The 18,398-nt window shown below is 71.7% G+C and carries 15 protein-coding genes; 5 read left to right on the plus strand and 10 right to left on the minus strand.

Features of this window, described 5'->3' with window-relative positions:
* Positions 1-101: 101 nt before the first annotated feature.
* Entirely contained in the window at positions 102-740 is a 639-nt protein-coding gene (locus ACIBIW_RS11935; RefSeq protein ID WP_399334721.1) for a hypothetical protein, read from the plus strand.
* Positions 741-960: 220 nt separating this feature from the next.
* On the opposite strand, the gene ACIBIW_RS11940 is transcribed toward ACIBIW_RS11935, so the two are convergent.
* The 3 genes from ACIBIW_RS11940 to ACIBIW_RS11950 form a co-directional block, all read right to left on the minus strand.
* Positions 961-1,626, minus strand: a complete 666-nt coding sequence (locus tag ACIBIW_RS11940) for a hypothetical protein (protein ID WP_399334723.1) — start codon at positions 1,624-1,626, stop codon at positions 961-963.
* Between the two features lie 68 nt (positions 1,627-1,694).
* Complete coding sequence (locus ACIBIW_RS11945) at positions 1,695-2,396, minus strand: ribonuclease HII (protein ID WP_399334725.1); 702 nt, start codon at positions 2,394-2,396, stop codon at positions 1,695-1,697.
* 174 nt (positions 2,397-2,570) lie between these two features.
* Positions 2,571-3,191, minus strand: coding sequence for a TetR/AcrR family transcriptional regulator (locus tag ACIBIW_RS11950; RefSeq protein WP_399334727.1), 621 nt, complete (start codon positions 3,189-3,191; stop codon positions 2,571-2,573).
* A 153-nt stretch (positions 3,192-3,344) separates the two neighbouring features.
* Between ACIBIW_RS11950 and ACIBIW_RS11955 the strand changes: the two genes are divergently transcribed.
* Positions 3,345-4,892, plus strand: coding sequence for an MFS transporter (locus ACIBIW_RS11955; RefSeq protein ID WP_399334729.1), 1,548 nt, complete (start codon positions 3,345-3,347; stop codon positions 4,890-4,892).
* Positions 4,893-5,102: 210 nt separating this feature from the next.
* Here the strand turns inward: ACIBIW_RS11955 and ACIBIW_RS11960 are convergent, their stop codons facing one another.
* From ACIBIW_RS11960 to ACIBIW_RS11970, 3 genes are all read right to left on the minus strand, one after another.
* Positions 5,103-5,987 (minus strand): ADP-ribosylglycohydrolase family protein, encoded by an 885-nt coding sequence (locus tag ACIBIW_RS11960; protein ID WP_399334878.1) that lies wholly within the window; start codon positions 5,985-5,987, stop codon positions 5,103-5,105.
* Between the two features lie 240 nt (positions 5,988-6,227).
* Entirely contained in the window at positions 6,228-6,887 is a 660-nt protein-coding gene (locus ACIBIW_RS11965; protein ID WP_399334731.1) for a histidine phosphatase family protein, read from the minus strand.
* Between the two features lie 69 nt (positions 6,888-6,956).
* Positions 6,957-7,562, minus strand: coding sequence for a YdbC family protein (locus ACIBIW_RS11970; protein ID WP_399334733.1), 606 nt, complete (start codon positions 7,560-7,562; stop codon positions 6,957-6,959).
* Positions 7,563-7,695: 133 nt separating this feature from the next.
* On the opposite strand from ACIBIW_RS11970, the gene ACIBIW_RS11975 reads away from it, so the two are divergent.
* The gene (locus tag ACIBIW_RS11975; RefSeq protein WP_399334736.1) at positions 7,696-8,250 is read left to right on the plus strand and encodes a TerD family protein; all 555 of its coding nucleotides are present in this window, start codon (positions 7,696-7,698) and stop codon (positions 8,248-8,250) included.
* A 136-nt stretch (positions 8,251-8,386) separates the two neighbouring features.
* On the opposite strand, the gene ACIBIW_RS11980 is transcribed toward ACIBIW_RS11975, so the two are convergent.
* Complete coding sequence (locus ACIBIW_RS11980) at positions 8,387-10,150, minus strand: immunity 49 family protein (RefSeq protein WP_399334738.1); 1,764 nt, start codon at positions 10,148-10,150, stop codon at positions 8,387-8,389.
* 379 nt (positions 10,151-10,529) lie between these two features.
* Here ACIBIW_RS11980 and ACIBIW_RS11985 point away from each other — a divergent pair, with 379 nt between their 5' ends.
* Positions 10,530-10,667 (plus strand): hypothetical protein, encoded by a 138-nt coding sequence (locus tag ACIBIW_RS11985; RefSeq protein WP_399334740.1) that lies wholly within the window; start codon positions 10,530-10,532, stop codon positions 10,665-10,667.
* A 280-nt stretch (positions 10,668-10,947) separates the two neighbouring features.
* On the opposite strand, the gene ACIBIW_RS11990 is transcribed toward ACIBIW_RS11985, so the two are convergent.
* Together ACIBIW_RS11990 and nrdR are read right to left on the minus strand one after the other, a co-directional pair.
* Positions 10,948-13,869 carry a vitamin B12-dependent ribonucleotide reductase gene (locus ACIBIW_RS11990; RefSeq protein WP_399334742.1) on the minus strand — a complete coding sequence of 974 codons (2,922 nt, stop codon included), beginning with the start codon at positions 13,867-13,869 and terminating at the stop codon, positions 10,948-10,950.
* A 168-nt stretch (positions 13,870-14,037) separates the two neighbouring features.
* On the minus strand, positions 14,038-14,595 hold the full coding sequence (nrdR, locus tag ACIBIW_RS11995; protein ID WP_399334744.1) for a transcriptional regulator NrdR: 558 nt from the start codon (positions 14,593-14,595) through the stop codon (positions 14,038-14,040).
* Between the two features lie 935 nt (positions 14,596-15,530).
* Here nrdR and lexA point away from each other — a divergent pair.
* Positions 15,531-16,307 (plus strand): transcriptional repressor LexA, encoded by a 777-nt coding sequence (gene lexA, locus ACIBIW_RS12000; RefSeq protein ID WP_399334746.1) that lies wholly within the window; start codon positions 15,531-15,533, stop codon positions 16,305-16,307.
* A gap of 79 nt (positions 16,308-16,386) precedes the next feature.
* Here lexA and ACIBIW_RS12005 read toward each other — a convergent pair whose 3' ends face one another.
* The gene (locus ACIBIW_RS12005) at positions 16,387-18,378 is read right to left on the minus strand and encodes an ATP-dependent DNA helicase (protein WP_399334748.1); all 1,992 of its coding nucleotides are present in this window, start codon (positions 18,376-18,378) and stop codon (positions 16,387-16,389) included.
* Between the last annotated feature and the right edge of the window lie 20 nt (positions 18,379-18,398).

Here is an 18,398-nt window from a genome sequence, read left to right on the forward strand (position 1 = left end):
CTCCCTTGTGGTCCGCCCAAGGCCCTGGAGGACTCCGCCGCGGGCGTTTCCGCAAGCCCACACTCCGCACGCCATGCTGGCGCGCAGCCGAAGGGAGGACCATGACCTTCGGATTCGCCCCGCCCCCGTCGGGGTCGTCGGCGGGTACCGGGCAGGCCGGACCGTCCGCGAGTTCCGGCCACGCTCTCTCGCGCATTCTCGAACCGGCGGAGTGGGCGTCGGCGGGCATACCGCTGCTGCGCAATCCACGCGACATCGTGACAGGACTGCACACCAGGCACCGGCCTGTGCCGAGCACGGCGGTGGTGGCGGTGCTCGATCCGGAAGAACGGCTCAGGGCCAGCGCCTCGTTCGGCGGGCGGCAGGCGGTGGCGGACGGCTGGGTGCTGCGCAACTCGCTGCTGTCGCATCTGCGCCGGGTCATCCCGCACGATCTGCGACGGCGGACTCCGGTGCGTACGGCGGTGTTGATGTACTGCCGCGAGGGCGACACCCGGTGGACCGAGGAGGACGGTGCCTGGATGTGGGGGCTCAGGGACGCCTGCACCCTGCACGGGCTGCGCTGCGGCGCGTACATCACGCTGACCGGGGAAGGCTGGCAGGTGCTCGGGGAGGGCCGGGGCGGCAGGCGCCCGGCACTGACGTCGGAGCCGGCGCCGCTCGGCCGGGCGGACACGGCGCCCCGGCATCGCACCGGAGGGGCCGCCTCGGATCTGATGCGGCGGGCGGCGGCACGCTGACCGCTGGACGCGCCGGGCTCCCAACGAGGCGGTGGGGCGGCCACGTACCGTCACCGCCTGCGGGTGGGGCCGCCGGTCGGCGGCACGGGGGCAGTGACGGACGGCACGGTCCCGGGCCCGGTTCCGCGGGCCCAGGTGAGCGGGCCGAGGCGCCCGGGAGCGGGCCTCACCGACCGTGTCGGGTGCGGCCCGGCACGGCGCGGAGCCCGACCTCTCGGGGTCAGACTCCGGCGCCGAGCACTCCGTTGATCCGCTGGGGGTCGCCGCAGACGATCAGCAGGGCCCCGGCGCGGTCGAGGGCGAGCGGCAGGGTGGTCGCGGCCACCTCGTCCGGTCCCCCGTTGACCGCGACGACGACCACGGGCCGTGCGGTGGCCCGGGAGGCCATCGCGGCGGCGGTGAAGAACACGTCGTCGCCCGCGTCGTGCTGGGCCCAGTAGGCGGGCTCGCCGAAGCTGAGTTCGTGCGCGGTCCACGGGTGCTGTTCGCCCGTCGTGATCACCAGGATGTCGCCGGGGGCGCGGCCGGAGTCGAGCAGAAGGTCGACGGCCTCCTCGGCGGCGTCGATCGCGCCCTCGGCCGAGGCCGGGATGATCTGGATCTGCGGCGCCCCGGCGGCCGGGGTGCTGTCGGGGGCGGGTTTCTTCGTCGGGGCTGTGGGAGCGGGGGCCGTGGGCCCCTGCTTGGCGGCCGGTGCCTGCTCGCGCGGTGTGCGCTGCGCGGGGGGCATGGGCCGGGCGGGACCCGGTCGGCCGGGACGCGGCGGGGCCGCGGGACGGGGGCCGGGTACGGGACGGGGGGTCGGCACGTTACGGCCACCGGCCGAAGCGGCGCGCGGACCCTGGGCACTCTCGTGAATCTGAGACTCCTCGGGAATGAGAGGCATGAGTTGATATTAATCAAACACCGGTGCGGCCCGCTCGGGCGGGTGGCCGGTGAGTACGGACATGAGCATCAGAGTTCGAGTTCCAGTTGACCCTCGATCTCCGGGATGCCACCTTCCGCCCACGTGCGGGGTTTCTTGAGGTGCCGCCACTGCGGCAGCGCATCAAGATACGCCCATGTGAGCCGGTGGTGCGGGGTGGGTCCCCACTCCGCGAGCGCCGCCTGGTGGACGGGCGAGGGGTATCCGGCGTTGCCGCCGAAGTCGAAGTGCGCGTGGTCCGCGCCGAGTTCCGCCATGAGGCTGTCGCGGTGGACCTTGGCGAGCACCGAGGCGGCGGCGACGGCGACGCAGGAGCGGTCGCCCTTGATGACGGTGCGCACCCGCCAGGGGTCGCCGAGATAGTCGTGCTTGCCGTCGAGGATGACGGCGTCCGGGCGGACCGGGAGCCCTTCGAGGGCGCGGACGGCGGCGAGCCGCAGCGCGGCGGTCATGCCCACGTTGTCGATCTCGTCCGGCGACGCGTGCCCGAGGGCGTGGGCGGTCACCCAGCCCTGGAGCACCTGCGCGAGAGCGGTGCGGCGTGGCGGGGCGATGAGTTTGGAGTCGGTCAGCCCCTCGGGGGGCCTGCGCAGTCCTGTGACCGCGGCGCACACGGTGACGGGTCCTGCCCAGGCACCGCGCCCGACCTCGTCGACACCGGCGATCACCTTCGCTCCGGTGGTCGCACGGAGGGAGCGTTCAACGGTGTGGGTGGGTGCTTCGTAGGGCATGGCGGTCACAGCGTACGCCGCCCGGTGCCGCGTGCGACACCCGCCCCGGCCGGGGGAACTCCCGCGCGCGGGCGGCTTTTCGCGGGAGCACGGCGGAAGGCGTGCGGCGGGTGCGGCCGCGGTGGCGTCAGGAGACGGGGACGCCGTGGCGCCAAGCGGCGGGACGAGGCGGCGTCAGGGGGCGGGGGCGAGCAGCAGGGGGAGCATCACCCGATCCACCATCTGCTCGAAGTCCGGATCCGCCCATTCGCTTCCGCACACCTTCGCCCGGTACATCATCATCGCCGGGATGACCTCGTACACGAAGGTGTGGTCGGCGCCGGGGCGCACTTCACCCCGCTTGATGCCGCGCCGTACGACCTCCTTGATGCGTTCCTCGGTGGGCCGCATCACGCCTTCCGTGATCAGTTCATGGAAGCGTTCCGCTTCGGCCTGATCGCATTCGTGAAGCACCGAGCGGAGGGCGGTACCGGGGCGTGAGTACATCGCCTCGCGCAGCGTCCTGCACAGCTCGAACAGGTCCTCGCGGACGCTTCCGAGGTCCGGGGCGTGTGCCAGCGAGGGCAGGGCGGCGCGCAGGGCGTCGGCGACCAAATCCTCCTTGGAGGGCCAGCGCCGGTAGACCGCGGCCTTGCCGGTCTGGGCGCCCGCGGCGACTCCCTCCATGGTCAGGCCGTTGAAGCCGACGGTGTTGAGCTGGTCGAGCGCGGCGTCGAGGATCGCGCGCTCCAGCACGGCGCCGCGCCGGCGCAGCGGCGGCTGTCCTGCTTCGACCGTCAAGCGCGAAGTAGCCATCAGAGATTCTCCGTTGGTGCGACGAGCGGACACGTGGGGACGTCGCCCGGCCCGCGATGTTCAGTGAACGCTTGCGTTCACTGAAGGGGACTCATTACGGTAGGGCGACAGTGAACGCAACCGTTCACTAAGCACCTCTGGGGGACTTCCACAGTGACAACTTCTCCAACCCTTCAGGTACCCGATCCGAAGGCGGCGACGCACGACCGGCGCCCCGGGATCGCCCTCGCCGTCATCGCCGCCTGTCAGCTCATGGTCGTCCTCGACGCGACGATTGTGAACATCGCCCTTCCGCACATTCAAGACGCGCTCAAGTTCTCCACGACCGATCTGACATGGGTGGTCAGCGCGTACACCCTGACCTTCGGCGGTCTGCTGCTGCTCGGCGGGCGCGCCGGCGACATCCTGGGGCGGCGCCGGGTCTTCATGTCCGGCATTCTCCTCTTCACCATCGCCTCGCTGGTCGGCGGGCTCGCGCAGGAGCCCTGGCAGCTCCTGGCCGCCCGCGCGATCCAGGGCGTCGGCGGCGCCATCGCCTCGCCCACGGCGCTCGCGCTGATCACCACCACGTTCGCCGAGGGGCCCGAGCGCAACCGTGCCTTCGGCGTGTTCGCGGCGGTCTCCGCGGGCGGCGGCGCGATCGGGCTGCTCGCGGGCGGCATGCTCACCGAGTGGCTCGACTGGCGGTGGGTGCTCTTCGTCAACGTGCCCATCGGCGCGCTGATCCTGGTGCTCGCCCCGATGTTCATCGCCGAGTCCGAACGCCATCCGGGCCGCTTCGACATCTCAGGCGCCCTCACCTCCACGCTGGGCATGGCCTCGCTGGTGTACGGCTTCATCCGGGCGGGCGACGAGGGGTGGGGCGACGGTCTGACGCTCGGGTCGTTCGGCGCCGCGGTGGTGCTGCTGCTGGCGTTCGCGCTCATCGAAAGCCGCGCCAAGGAGCCGATCACCCCTCTGCGGATGTTCGCCGACCGCAACCGTTCCGGCACGTACGTGATCATGCTGGGGCTCTCCGCGGCGATGCTCGGCATGCTCTTCTTCATCGTGCTTTTTGTGCAGGATGTCCTGGAGTACTCGCCCATTCAGGCCGGTCTGGCCTTCCTGCCGGTGACCGCGGCGATCGTGACCGCGGCCGGGATCGCCCAGCGGCTGCTGCCGACGCTCGGCCCGAAGCCGTTCATGGTGACGGGCTCCACGCTGGTGGCCGTCGCGCTCGGCTGGCAGACCTTCCTCAGCCCGGACAGCAGCTATCTCGGCGGGGTCCTCGGGCCCGTGCTGCTCTTCGGGTTCGGCATGGGGCTGAACTTCGTCACCCTCACCCTCACCGCGGTGTCCGGGGTCGCCCAGCACGAGGCGGGGGCGGCGTCCGGGCTGCTCAACGCGATGCAGCAGGTCGGCGGTTCGCTCGGCCTCTCCATCCTGACCACCGTCTTCGGCACCGCGAGCCGCGACGAGGCCAAGAAGCAACTGCCCGACTTCCTCGCCCACGCCACGCCCGGCCAGAAGGCGGAACTGGCCAAGACCCAGCAACTCCCCTCCCCCTGGGGCGACCACGTGCTGGCGCACGGGATCTCCCAGGCGTTCCTGCCCGCCGTGGGCATGGCCGTGCTCGCCCTGCTCACCGCGCTGCTTGTGGTCCGGGTGCGCAGGAGCGACCTCGACGCCCTCGCGGGCAACGCGGGCCCCGGGGCCGGGTGACACGGGCCCGCCGCCGGGACCCACGAGGACGGCGCCCGGGTGGTACGGCCGAGACGGGCGGCCGTACCACCCGGGCGCTCGCCACAAGCCACACCTCACCCGCCACACGCCACACCACGCCCGGCATCAATCACGCCTCACCCGCCACCGACCGCACCCCGCTCGGCATCGTCCGCGCCTCGCCCACCACCGCACCGCACCGAGCACCCGCTACACCGCCCCAGGCACCCGCTCAGGCACCCAGCCGGGCAGCGGCTCGGTCTGCTCGCGCCACGCGGCAGGCGGGACGGCTCCCCCGGCCGCGGCCACCCCGCAGGCGATCGCGCACGTGGTGTCGACATCGCCGCCCGCCAGCGCGGTGCGCCAGAAGGTGCCCGCGAAGTCGCCGCCGCCGATGGCCACCGACCACAGTGCGAACGGCACCGTGTCCTGCGCGGACACCTGCCGCCCGCAGCCGAGCACCGCGGCGACCGCGGCCGGGTCGTCGCGTCCCAGCAGCTCCACGGCCTGTTCGAGACCGCGGCGCACCTCGCCTGGCGCCACCCACGGCAGCACCGCGCGCAGCAGCCACACGCCGTCCCACCGGCCGCCGCCGTCCGCGAGGAGCGATGCGGCGACCGCCACCGCCACCGCGCCGGCGACCGCCTCCGGGTGGTGGTGGGTGGGGCGCGCCGAGAGTGCCGCCTCGTGCGCCGCACGCTCGGGGTCGCCCGCGTACCAGGCGCCGAGCGGCGCGATCCGCATCGCGGCACCGTTGCCGTAGGAGCCCCTGCCGTCGAAGAGCGCGGCGGCCAACTCGCGCCAGTCGCCGCCCTCCCGCACCTGGCGCAGCAGCCGGCCCGCCGCCGCCCCGTAGCCGCGGTCGAAGTCCTGGTGCAGGGCGAAGGACCGCGCGAGTACGTCCTCGTCGATCGCCCCGTGCCCGGCGAGCACGGCCACGACGGAGCACGCCATCTCCGTGTCGTCCGTCCACTGCCAGGGCCCCTCGGGGACCTCGCTGCGCGCCAGCAGCAGGAGGTTGACCGGCACGAAGTACTGGGAGCCGAGCGCGTCCCCCACCGCCAGGCCGCGCAGCGCCGCGCGGGCGCGCGCCAGCCGGTCCGCGTCGCCCGTGCGCGGCGCTCGCGCGGGGCGGTCGTCGGCGGCGGCCCCGGGACGGGACCCCACAGACGGAGACGAGGGAGACGGCGAAGACGAGGAAGGCGAGAGGGGAGACGAGGGGGAGGCCGGAGAGGTCGGGGGCGTGGCGGTGCGAGGGGTCTGGTCGGCGGGTGCCGGACGGTCGGAGTCGGATGCGGTCATAAACGGTCACCCTATGCGCAACCGCCCGCCGGGCTAGTCGGTTTCGCCGTAGGACCGCGGCTCCCGCCAGCGCTCGAAGGGCTTGTCCAGGGTGTACCTGTCGTCCTCGCCGAGTTCCAGGACGCGCTTCTCGCCGTTGCCCGGGTTGGCCAGCGCCTCGAACTCCGCGACCGTCCAGTGGAACCACCGCATGCAGAACAGCCGCATCGTCAGCCCATGGGTGACCAGCAGCACGTTCGGCGGGTGCCCCGGCTCCTCGAAGCTGCGGAACAGGCTCTCCAGGAACGCGCCGACCCTGTCGTACACGTCGGCGCCCGACTCGCCCTGGGCGAAGCGGTAGAAGAAGTGGCCGTAGGTGTCCCGCAGCTCCTTCTGCTGTCGTACGTGCTCCGGGTCCTGGAGGTTGCCCCAGTCCTGCTCGCGCAGCCTCGGCTCCTCGCGGATACGGACGCGGCCCCGGTCGAGGGCGAAGATCCGCAGGGTCTCGTGGGTGCGCAGATACGGCGACACGTACACGCTCACCGGTTCGTCGCCGAAGAGGGAGCGCAGCTCCCGGCCGGTGGCCTCGGCCTGGTCGCGGCCCCTGGCGGTGAGGGCGAGGGCGTGGTCGGGGCGGCGCTCGTAGAGGGAGTCGTCGGCGTTCCCCTCCGACTCGCCGTGCCTGACCAGAACGATGCGGCGTGGACGTGGCATACGACGACTGTAGATCTCCCCCGCAGGACGGGCACGGGCCGGCGGCCCCTCGGGGCGCGGCGCGGCGCCTCACACCGTCCAGGCGGGTTCGAGCTCCACTATGTCGCCGCTCAGGTCCACCACGTCGGCCTCCGTCTCGGCGCGCACGGTCAGCCGCCTGACCCGCTCGGCCTGGTACTTGCCGTGCTCGGCCGCCGACTGCCACATCGACAGCACCAGGAACTCGTCGGGCCGCCCCTGGCCGAACAGGCCGCGCACCATGCCGGGGGAACCGGCCATCGCCGGGTTCCACACCTTCTCCTGCATCAGCGCGAAGTGGTCGGCGCGCTCGACACGGACCCGGCAGTGGGCCACCCGTACCAGGTCGGTGTCGCCGAAACGCGGCTCGAAACCGGTCTTCACGTCGAAGCGGTGGTCGAAGAGCTTGCTCTGCGCGTTGCGGTACGTACCGGACTGGGAGGCGGCGAGCCTGGGGTGGGAGCGGGCCATGAACGAGTCGTAGAGGGACCTGCTCTCCCAGAAGGCGAACACATGGGCCACACCCGGCCGTTCACGGCTCCATCCCCCACCCTGTCCCCGGAAACCCGGCTCGCCCAGAAGCCCCGCCCACTTACGCTGCCCCCGCTCGAAACCCGGACGGTCCACCACGGTGCAGCACATCCACGTGACCAGCACCGCACCATCGTAAGGCCGGGAACCGGGCGGGAAACGTCCTTCGACGGCCAAGCCGTTTCCCGGGAACCGAAGGCGCTCCCCGAGCGTGGCACCATGGGCACACAGGTCACTGCCAAAGCCCAGCCGAAGACAAATGCATAAAGGGGGAAGCCTGGTGAGTGAACTCAACAAGGGGCTTGAGAAGGTGGAAGTGGGGGCGAAATGGGACCCCAGTCCCCTCGGCACACCGCCGCACGACCTCGACATCATCGCGGCGACCTACTCCGCCGACGATCCCCAGGGCGAGCCTGCCTACCTGGTGTACTTCGACCACCGCTCGCCGGACGGCACGATCTCGCTCGACCGGGACAGCCGCGACGGCAGCGGTTTCGGATACGACGAGATCATGACCGTGGAACTTTACCGACTGTCCGAGTCGTACTCCCGGGTGATCGTGGGAGTGGCGATTCAGCAGACCCACGGCCGTCTGACGTTCGGTCAGGTCGCCAGGCCCGGTTTCCGCATCCGCTCGGAGGGCCTTGTCGTCGTCGAGAGCGACTTCGCGGCCGTCGCCGACGCGACCGCCGCGGTCGTCGCGGAGTTCGTACGGGACGCGGCCGGGGCGTGGACGATGCAGTCGGGGCTGCGGGGTTTCGTCGACGCCGATCCGACGCAGTTCGCCCAGACCATGGGGAGCGTCGCGCACTGAGCGGCATGCGAGCCGCGCACTGAGCGGCGTGTGAACGGCCCGGGGCGGCCGGGAGCGGACGGACCCGCGGGTGCGTCCGCTCCCGGCCGCCCCGCACGCTGCCCGGCACCGGCCGCCGGGCCGTCGCCTGGTCCGGCTAGAACACGTTGCGCGGGAGATAGGGCGAGACGACCGGGACCGGCCAGCCTATTCGGCGGGCGTGGCAGGCCAGGCCGAGGATATCGATGCTCGCGGCGGCCTCGACGGCGTTGCCGCGGTCGGCGACGGAGTAGTGGTCGCGGTACTCCTCCAGGGCGTCGGCGAGGGCCAGCGCGAACCCCTCCCTGTCCCCCTGCACCAGTTGGGACAGCAGCACCACGGGCGGCGGGGGCGCGCTGGTGGCGCCCGCGCGGGCCGTCAGCGCGGCGGCCCGGTCGAGCGCCCCCTCCGGTTCCGCGCCCCTCAAGTAGTCGTGGAGGGCCGCGCTGTAGGCGCTCGCGGGGGTGGGGGTGTCCGCGTCGAGGAAGGCGGGGTCCATCAGCACGCAGTCGGCGAGCGGTTTGCGGGCGCCCACCGCGAGGGCGGCCGAGGTCGCCACCCGCCAGTGGTGCGCGGAGGGTTCGTCCTCGCCGTGGACGCCGGGCAGCATCCGGACGGTCACGCCGATGGCGACCTCGACCTGGGTGCCTGGTTCCGCGCGCGCCAGCCGGAGGGCGGCGGCGCCCGCCTCCGCGGCGAGGGCGAGGGACTCGTAGAGGCCGGAGTCGTCGCCCCGCGGGTCCGCGGCGGCGCGGGCGAGGAAGCGGGCGCGGTGGGCCGACATCAGGGACAGCAGCGGCCGCGCGGGCCGGCGCCCGGGCGGCTGGGCCCGGTCGCGGAAGCGGGCCATGGCCTCGTCGGCCTGCTCGTCGTACCAGGACAGCGGCTCGGCGCCGCTCTCGTACGGGTGCGGGGGGCGGGACACCGCCAAGGGGCCCGCGGCGAGCGCGGCGACGGCGTCGGGCCGCTTGTCGCGGCCGTGGGCGGCGACCCGGGGCGCGCCCGTGGCGAACGCGGTGACCAGGGCCGCCGGGAGATAGTCCGACTCGAACCCCGGCCGTATGCCGTGCCACTGACGGGCCATCGCGGCCAGCGCGATCGGGGCGAGCGGCAGCAGGGTGCCGGGCCCAGGACTGCCGCCCGCGGCCGTGTACGCGTGCTGGTGGGCGCGGTGCGCGGAGAGCTGGGCGGCGAGGGCCTCACCGAAGGCGTCCTCGTCGGTGGCGGCGATCGCGCGCAGAGTGGTGAGCGCGGCGCGCTGACGGGGGAAGTCGTCGCCGGGGCCGAGCCGGGCGATCAGGGTGTCGATGAGGGCGCAGCGCCCCGCGTCCTCCGAGGGCGCGGGGACCCCGGCGGGGCCGCCCGGCGGGACGCACCCGTACGTGTAGAGCAGCAGGGCGTGGACGAGCGCGATGTCGGGCCGCGGCGGGCGCTCCCGCCACGCGGAGGCGGCCTCGATGAAGCCTTCCGCGGCCGTCTCGCTCGTCCCGGCGAGGAAGGCGAGCCAGAAGGCGTCCAGCCAGTCCGAGGGCGAGGGGCCGCCGGTGTCGTCCTCCCGCTCGGGGCCGTAGGAGGCGCCGACGCCGGTGTAGTCGACGAAGATGTCGTGGGGGCGGTGGAAGCGGGTGCGCAGCAGCAGGGAGCCGACGCCCGCGGCGGACGCGGAGCGGAACGCGACCTCCGCGTCCCTTCCCGTGAGGTCCGGATCGTGTACGGAGCGGGCGCCCAGGTAGTCGAGGAAGGTCTCCGCGACCATGGTCCAGCCCTCGGCGGGCATGGGGTCGTGCTGCATCATGTGCACGTCCTTGCCCACCCGCTCGGCGAAGTCGGCCGTCGCCGCGGCCAGCCGTGCCTCGCCCACCTCGTGCCGCTCGATCCGCACCCGTGCCTCCCGGATTGTCCACTCAGCGCCCGGCGGTTCCCAGCATAGGGAGGGGGTCCGACAACGCGTCCGTCTCCCCTGCCGGGAGGTGGCGCGAGACGAGCGGCGGCGGGCGGCGCCGCCCGGCACGGCGCCCGGTGGTCCGTGGGCCACCGCGTCCGGCGCTCCTCCCGCGAGAGCAGGCCGCGGCCCCGGCCCGCTCCCCCGCGGTCCGCGGCGGAGATGTGTCCATCGGGGTGGAGCGCGCGGCGCCGGTTGCTTACCCTGGCAGGGCCTCATCTCAAGGCGGGGCCGGGGCTCTTGAATGCGCGGATGGCCGCGAGTTCTGGGGACTCACGGCATCCACGTGGGTCCCGGCCTATGAGATGAGGTGGCAGGGATGGTCGACGCGGAACCCGGCCGAGTGAGATCCGGCCGGTTACGTAGGGTGGCCGCACGGCTGGCGCTCGCCCTCGGCGCGCGAGCGCTGTGGGCGCTGGTGGTGAAGCTGCTCGACCATGAAGGGGTCGATCTCTGACCCCTGGTGAGGCGGATGGAGCCACTGCTCCGGCCGGCATCGCTGGTGATCCCCAGACTCCAGCGGCGCGTCGGCGGCGGGGCGGAGGAAACCGTCTGCCTCACCCCTGCCCCTCCCCGGCCGGGGTGTCTCGCGGCCGTTCCCGATCACGGCGGTCGCCGCGTCTCGGCGGCGAGACGGGACGGGGCGGTCCCCGGCTCCGTTCAGGAAGCCGGGGACCGCCCCGCCGTCACCTGCGCAGGGCGTTCAGCCCGTCGCGTCCGATCCGGCTCGGCGCGTTCTAGCTGCACCCGCTCGTCGACCCGCACCCCTCGCAGATGTAGCAGGAGCCGGCCCGCTGCATCTTGGTGCCGCAGGAGAAGCAGAGGGGGGCGTCGGCCTGGATGCCGAGTTGCATCTCGACCAGTTCGGCGCTCGTGTGGGCCTGGCTGGGGGTGGGCCTCGCGGTGTCCGCCGCGGCGTTCGGGGTGCCGACCGCCTTCAGGGACTCGCTCGCGCGGGGCGCGGACTGCGCCAGGCTCTCGACGTCGATGTCCGCGTCGTCCGGCTGCTCCCCCGGGTGCTGCTCGTACGAGCCGGTCTCCAGGTGGCGCTGGCGCTCCTCCGCGGAGTGGATGCCGAGCGCGGAGCGGGTCTCGAACGGCAGGAAGTCCAGCGCGAGCCTGCGGAAGATGTAGTCGACGATCGACTGCGCCATCCGCACGTCCGGGTCGTCGGTCATACCGGCCGGTTCGAAGCGCATGTTGGTGAACTTGGAGACGTACGTCTCCAGCGGCACCCCGTACTGGAGGCCGACCGAGACGGCGATGGAGAAGGCGTCCATCATGCCCGCGAGGGTGGAGCCCTGCTTGGACATCTTCAGGAAGACCTCGCCGAGGCCGTCGTCCGGGTAGGAGTTGGCGGTCATGTAGCCCTCGGCGCCGCCCACCGTGAACGAGGTGGTGATGCCGGGGCGGCCCTTGGGCAGCCTGCGGCGGACCGGGCGGTACTCGATGACCTTCTCCACCGTGGAGCGGATGGCGTCCTCGGTCTTCTCCGCGATCTCGGCCTGCTTGTCGGCCGGGTCCTTCTTCTTGGCGGAGAGGGGCTGGCCGACCTTGCAGTTGTCGCGGTAGATGGCGAGCGCCTTCACGCCCAGCTTCCACGCCTCGTAGTAGATCTCCTCGACCTCTTCGACGCTCGCGGACTCCGGCATGTTGACGGTCTTGGAGAGGGCGCCGGAGATCCAGGGCTGGATCGCGGCCATCATCCGGACGTGGCCCATCGGGGAGATGGAGCGGTCGCCCATGGCGCAGTCGAAAACCTCGTAGTGCTCGGGCCTGAGTCCTGGGGCGTCGATCACATTGCCGTGCTCGGCGATGTGCGCGACGACCGCCTCGATCTGCTCCTCCTGGTAGCCGAGGCGGCGCAGCGCCTGCGGCACGGTGCCGTTGACGATCTGCATGGAGCCGCCGCCGACGAGCTTCTTGAACTTCACCAGCGCCAGGTCGGGCTCAAGGCCCGTGGTGTCGCAGGACATCGCGAGGCCGATGGTGCCGGTGGGGGCGATCACGGACGCCTGGGCGTTGCGGAAGCCGTTCTTCTCCCCGAGCCTGAGCACGTCCTGCCAGGACTCCGTGGCGGCGGCCCACACCGGGGTGTCGAGGTCGTCCATGCGGACGGCCGCGGCGTTGGCGTCGGCGTGCTGGCGCATGACGCGCTTGTGCGGCTCGGCGTTGCGCGCGTAGCCGTCGTAGGGGCCGACGACCGCGGCGAGTTCGGCGGAGCGCTTGTACGAGGTGCCGGTCATCAGGGAGGTGATGGCCCCGGCGAGGGAGCGCCCGCCGTCGGAGTCGTAGGCATGTCCCGTCGCCATCAGCAGGGCGCCGAGGTTGGCGTAGCCGATGCCGAGCTGGCGGTACGCGCGGGTGTTCTCGCCGATCTTCTGGGTGGGGAAGTCGGCGAAGGAGATGGAGATGTCCATCGCGGTGATGACGAGTTCGACGACCTGCGCGAAGCGCTCCGCCTCGAAGGACTGGCGGCCGTGGCCGTCGTCCTTGAGGAACTTCATGAGGTTCAGCGAGGCGAGGTTGCACGAGGTGTTGTCCAGGTGCATGTACTCGCTGCACGGGTTGGAGCCGTTGATGCGGCCCGACTCCGGGCAGGTGTGCCAGTGGTTGATCGTGTCGTCGTACTGGATGCCGGGGTCGGCGCAGGCCCAGGCGGCCTCGGCCATCTTGCGGAACAGCGCCTTGGCCTCGACCTCCTCGATGATCTCGCCGGTCATCCGGGCGCGGAGGCCGAACTTCTCGCCGTTCTCGACGGCCCTCATGAAGGCGTCGTTGACGCGGACCGAGTTGTTCGCGTTCTGGTACTGGACGGACGTGATGTCGTCGCCGCCCAGGTCCATGTCGAAGCCCGCGTCGCGCAGCGCGCGGATCTTCTCCTCCTCCTTCACCTTGGTCTGGATGAAGTCCTCGATGTCGGGGTGGTCGACGTCGAGGATGACCATCTTGGCGGCCCTGCGGGTGGCGCCGCCGGACTTGATGGTGCCCGCGGAGGCGTCGGCGCCGCGCATGAAGGAGACCGGGCCCGACGCGTTGCCGCCGGAGGAGAGAAGCTCCTTGGAGGAGCGGATACGGGACAGGTTCAGACCCGCGCCTGAACCGCCCTTGAAGATCATCCCCTCTTCCTTGTACCAGTCGAGGATCGACTCCATCGAGTCGTCGACGGACAGGATGAAGCAGGCGGAGACCTGCTGGGGCTGCTTGGTGCCGACGTTGAACCACACCGGGGAGTTGAAGCTGAAGATCTGGTGGAGCAGCGCGTAGGCCAGCTCGTGCTCGAAGATCTCGGCGTCGGCGGGCGAGGCGAAGTACTTGTTGTCCTCACCGCCCTTCCGGTACGTCTTCACGATGCGGTCGATGAGCTGCTTGAGGCCCGTCTCGCGCTGGGGGGTGCCGAGGGCACCCCTGAAGTACTTGCTGGTGACGATGTTGACCGCGTTGACCGACCAGAATTCGGGGAATTCGACGCCCCGCTGCTCGAAGTTGATCGAGCCGTCGCGCCAGTTGGTCATCACGACATCACGACGCTCCCAGGCGACCTCGTCGTACGGGTGCACGCCGGGAGTGGTATGGATGCGCTCGATACGCAACCCCTTGCCCGCCTTTCCCCCCTTGGTCCGGGAGCCTCGTGCCGGGCCGCTCGTCGTTTCTGTCATGCCGCCTCCCTATACCGGGCTAAAACGCCCCGAAGTGCCCCGATGTTCCCCGGGCACGGTGTTCTGTCTGGTGCCGTGGGCGCCACTGCGCCGCCCCCGGCAGGTCTGTGTGCCGTCCTCCGGTGCGCTCCGGGCCGTCTTTGCCCGCGGTGCGCCCGAAGCGGCCGGTCAGTCGGTCGTGGCGGCGGGCACGGGGGCTTCGTCAGCCGCTCCCGGCCCGCCGGGCCCCTGGTCGGCGCCGGGGCCCTCGCCGGGCCCCGCGCCGTCGCCCGCGGGCGCCGTGCGCTCCGCGCGCAGCTCCGCGATGGCGTCCTGGAAGTCGTCGAGGGAGTCGAACGCGCGGTACACGGACGCGAACCGCAGGTAGGCCACGAGATCCAGCTCCTGGAGCGGGCCGAGTATGGCGAGGCCGACGTCGTGCGTGGTCAGCTCCGCGCTGCCGGTGGCCCGCAGCTCCTCCTCGACCCGCTGGCCGAGCTGCGCGAGCGCGTCCTCGGTGACCGGCCGCCCCTGGCACGCCTTGCGCACCCCGGCGATGATCTTCGTACGGCTGAAGGGCTCCGTCACACCGCTGCGCTTGATCACCATGAGTGAGCAGGTCTCGACGGTGGTGAACCGACGGGAGCATCCGGGGCACTGCCGGCGACGGCGGATCGACGCCCCGTCGTCGGTGGTGCGACTGTCGACGACCCGGCTGTCGGGGTGCCTGCAGAAGGGGCAGTGCATCGCGTCCAACCCTCCTCACCCAGCACGAATCGATGGCTCACCCGAGCCCGGGGAAGACACCCGTGCGGCTCGTGGAGCAGCCCCAAGCATAGGCGATGATCCCGGCGAAGGAAGGCCCGGGACCACAACTTCTGGGCCGCTGTCGCCATCCAACCACTACATCTGGGGGCGGGTCTCATATTCCGCGCCGCCGCGTGTCGCGGTGGCGCGGCACCCGCCCGGCGGAAAGAGTACGTGGCGCGGTACGCCGCCGTTCAGCAGGGTCCCCCCATCGGCGGCCGCCCGCGACCGCCCGGGGCGCCGCGCGCCCCACTCCCCGCAGGCAGCACGCGTGCGCGCGGGACGGCGGCGGAAGCGGCACGCGCGTGCGCGCGGGCGTGTCGCCCGGCCGCCGCGGGCGGGTGCGCGCATCGTCACGCAGAGCAAGGAAATCGGGGCCCTTGCGCGCCAACGGGACCCCTTGTGCGTCACAGGAAAGCCGCGCGGCGGGGAAAGCGGCGTCGGAACGGAGCGGGCGCCGAGAGGGAGGAACAGCGGCCCGGGAAAGGGCTGCGCACGCCCTTTCCCGGCACGTTCCAAGGCTCCGCGACGTTCACCTCCGGGAGAGGGCGCCGCGGGCCGGGAAAAGCGGAAACAGGGGCGGCGGCGAGGAGGGAACACCCGGTCCACGGGATGCGGCCGGTACGGAGTGCCGTGCGCCGCACGCGGCGGAAGCGGCCGCGGGCCCCGTTCCCGCGAACCCGCGCGGAATGCGCCACCCTCCGCCGGACGGCCTGGTCCGGGCGCGTCGAACGCCCCGAATTCCACCGGCAGTACACCCAAGACCATGATCGTTTCAGGTTCACGGGAATTTTTCACTCGAACGTGTGTTTGGCGCAACCTTTCGAAACCAACTACCGTTGTCCAGCCAGGGAGAACATTCGAAAGGGGCCGCCGTGACCACCACCGCCGACACCGCCATCCTCAGCACCCAGGACCGAAACCAGAGCCGACCCGAAGGCGTCAACGACACCGGCACGAACGAGGACGGGCCAAGGCCCACCCGCTCCATGCCCGGCCGACCTCCCGGCATCAGGGCCGACAGCTCCGGCCTCACCGACCGCCAGCGCCGCGTCATCGAAGTCATCCGCGACTCCGTCCAGCGCCGAGGCTACCCGCCGTCAATGCGCGAGATCGGACAGGCCGTCGGCCTCTCCAGCACCTCGTCCGTCGCCCACCAGCTCATGGCGCTCGAACGGAAAGGCTTCCTGCGCAGGGACCCTCACCGCCCCCGCGCCTACGAGGTCCGCGGCTCCGACCAGCCCGCCCCCCAGCCCACCGACACCACGGGCAAACCCGCCGCCTCCTACGTCCCCCTCATCGGCCGCATCGCCGCCGGCGGACCCATCCTCGCCGAGGAATCCGTGGAAGACGTCTTCCCCCTCCCCCGGCAACTCGTCGGCGACGGCGAACTCTTCGTCCTCAAGGTCGTCGGCGACTCCATGATCGAAGCCGCCATCTGCGACGGCGACTGGGTCACCGTCCGCCGCCAGCCCGTCGCCGAGAACGGCGACATCGTCGCCGCCATGCTCGACGGAGAAGCCACCGTCAAACGCTTCAAGCGCGAGGACGGCCACGTCTGGCTCCTCCCCCACAACGCCGCCTACCGGCCCATCCCCGGCGACGAGGCCACCATCCTCGGCAAGGTAGTCGCCGTCCTGCGCCGCGTCTGAGCACCACCCCGCACACCGACGGCACGCCCCGGAAACAACGGCTTCCGGGGCCCGGCTTCCACCCGCGGACCCGGCGGACCTAAAGGCCCTCCTTCTTCGCCGCCTCGTCAATCGCCGCCAGCGAACGCCGCACCTGATTCCGATCCGTCGTGTACCAGAAATCAGGCATCGACGCCCGCAGAAAACTGCCATAACGCGCCGTCGCCAACCGCGGATCGAGCACCGCCACCACCCCGCGATCCCCCATCGCACGCACCAGACGCCCCGCCCCCTGCGCCATCAGCAAAGCCGCGTGCGTCGCCGCCACCGCCATGAAGCCATTGCCGCCCCCGGACTCCACCGCCTTCTGCCGGGCACTCATCAGCGGATCATCGGGACGCGGGAACGGAATCTTGTCCATCACCACCAACTGGCAGCCGGGACCCGGCACATCCACCCCCTGCCACAGCGACAACGTACCGAACAGACACGTCTTCGCATCCGCCGCGAAATTCTTGATCAACTCCCCCAGAGTCTCCTCACCCTGCAACAGGATCGGAAACTCCGGAATACGGGCACGCAACTCCTCCGCCGCCGACTGCGCCCCCCGCATCGACGAAAAGAGCCCCAGCGTCCGGCCCCCAGCCGACTGAATCAACTCGGCCAGCTCATCCAGCATGTCCTCCCGGCCGCCCTCACGCGCCGGACGCGACAGATGCTTCGCCACATACAGAATCCCCTGCCGGCGATACGCGAACGGCGACCCCACGTCGACGCCCTTCCACACCGGCGACTCCTCGGACTCCGCCGCCTGCGACCCCGCGACCCCCTCTGCGGCCAGTCCCAACGACGCCCCCACCCCGTTGAAATCCCCGCCCAACTTCAACGTCGCCGACGTCAACACCACCGAACGGTCCGAGAAGAGCCGCTCCCGCAACAACCCCGACACCGACATCGGCGCCACCCGCAACGACGCCCCGAAACGGTCATGCCGCTCGTACCACACCACGTCGAACTCGGACAGGTCCGTCACCCGCTCCGCGACGCCGTGCACATTCTCCACCGCCGCCAGCGCCTGCTTGCGCACCGCGTCCTCGTCCTGCACCGACCGGTCACGCGTCGCACCCAGCCGCGACACCACGGCACGCGCCGCGTCACGCAACGCCATCAGCGCATACTGCAAATCCTCCGGAATCGTCTCCAGACGCCCCGGCAGCGCCAGCTCCATCAACCGCTCGAAACCCTCGGCCGCCGTCTGCAACTGATCCGCGGTCTTCTCGTCCACCAACTTCGCCGCACGCCGCACCGCACGGTTCACCTGCCCGGGGGTCAGCTCCCCCGTCGCCACCCCCGTCACCCGCGACACCAGCTCATGCGCCTCGTCGACGATCAGCACCTCGTGCTTCGGCAGCACCGGGGCGTTCTCCAACGCGTCGATCGCCAACAGCGCGTGATTGGTGACCACCACCTCCGACAGCTTCGCCCGCTCCCGCGCAAGCTCCGCGAAACACTCCTGCCCATACGCACACCGCGTCGCCCCGAGACACTCCCGCGACGCCACCGCCACCTGCGACCACGCCCGGTCCGACACCCCAGGGCTCAGATCGTCGCGGTCCCCCGTCTCCGTCTCCTGCGACCAGTCACGCAGCCGCAGCAGGTCCTGCCCCAGCCTGCTCGTCGGCAACGCCGCCTCGAACTGGTCGAAGAGACCGTCCTCCTCGTCCTGCGGCATGCCCTCGTGCAGCCGGTGCAGACACAGATAGTTCGACCGGCCCTTCAACATCGCGAACTCGGGCCGCCGCCGCAACAGCGGATGCAGCGCCTCCACCGTCCGCGGCAGATCACGCTCCACCAACTGCCGCTGAAGCGCGAGCGTCGCCGTGGCCACCACCACCGGCTCGCCATGGGCCAGCGCGGGCACCAGATAGCCGAGCGACTTCCCGGTGCCCGTACCGGCCTGGACCAGCAGATGCGAACCGTCGGAGAACGCCTCGGCGACGGCTTCGGCCATGGCCACCTGGCCCGGCCTTTCCATGCCGCCGACGGCGGTGACCGCGGCGTGCAGGAGATCGGAGAGAGAGGGCTTCGTCATAGGCCGACCACCCTACGCGG

The sequence above is a fragment of the Streptomyces sp. NPDC050560 genome, assembly GCF_044457285.1.
In the GTDB taxonomy this organism is placed as follows: Bacteria; Actinomycetota; Actinomycetes; order Streptomycetales; family Streptomycetaceae; genus Streptomyces.

Excerpts from the sequence above, each read along its gene's own strand:
- ACIBIW_RS11935 (WP_399334721.1), top strand. The coding sequence starts at position 102 with ATGACCTTCGGATTCGCCCCGCCCCCGTCGGGGTCGTCGGCGGGTACC.
- ACIBIW_RS11940 (WP_399334723.1), bottom strand. The coding sequence starts at position 1,626 with ATGCCTCTCATTCCCGAGGAGTCTCAGATTCACGAGAGTGCCCAGGGT.
- ACIBIW_RS11945 (WP_399334725.1), bottom strand. The coding sequence starts at position 2,396 with ATGCCCTACGAAGCACCCACCCACACCGTTGAACGCTCCCTCCGTGCG.
- ACIBIW_RS11950 (WP_399334727.1), bottom strand. The coding sequence starts at position 3,191 with ATGGCTACTTCGCGCTTGACGGTCGAAGCAGGACAGCCGCCGCTGCGC.
- ACIBIW_RS11965 (WP_399334731.1), bottom strand. The coding sequence starts at position 6,887 with ATGCCACGTCCACGCCGCATCGTTCTGGTCAGGCACGGCGAGTCGGAG.
- ACIBIW_RS11975 (WP_399334736.1), top strand. The coding sequence starts at position 7,696 with ATGCATAAAGGGGGAAGCCTGGTGAGTGAACTCAACAAGGGGCTTGAG.
- ACIBIW_RS11985 (WP_399334740.1), top strand. The coding sequence starts at position 10,530 with ATGGTCGACGCGGAACCCGGCCGAGTGAGATCCGGCCGGTTACGTAGG.
- ACIBIW_RS11990 (WP_399334742.1), bottom strand. The coding sequence starts at position 13,869 with ATGACAGAAACGACGAGCGGCCCGGCACGAGGCTCCCGGACCAAGGGG.
- nrdR (WP_399334744.1), bottom strand. The coding sequence starts at position 14,595 with ATGCACTGCCCCTTCTGCAGGCACCCCGACAGCCGGGTCGTCGACAGT.
- ACIBIW_RS12005 (WP_399334748.1), bottom strand. The coding sequence starts at position 18,378 with ATGACGAAGCCCTCTCTCTCCGATCTCCTGCACGCCGCGGTCACCGCC.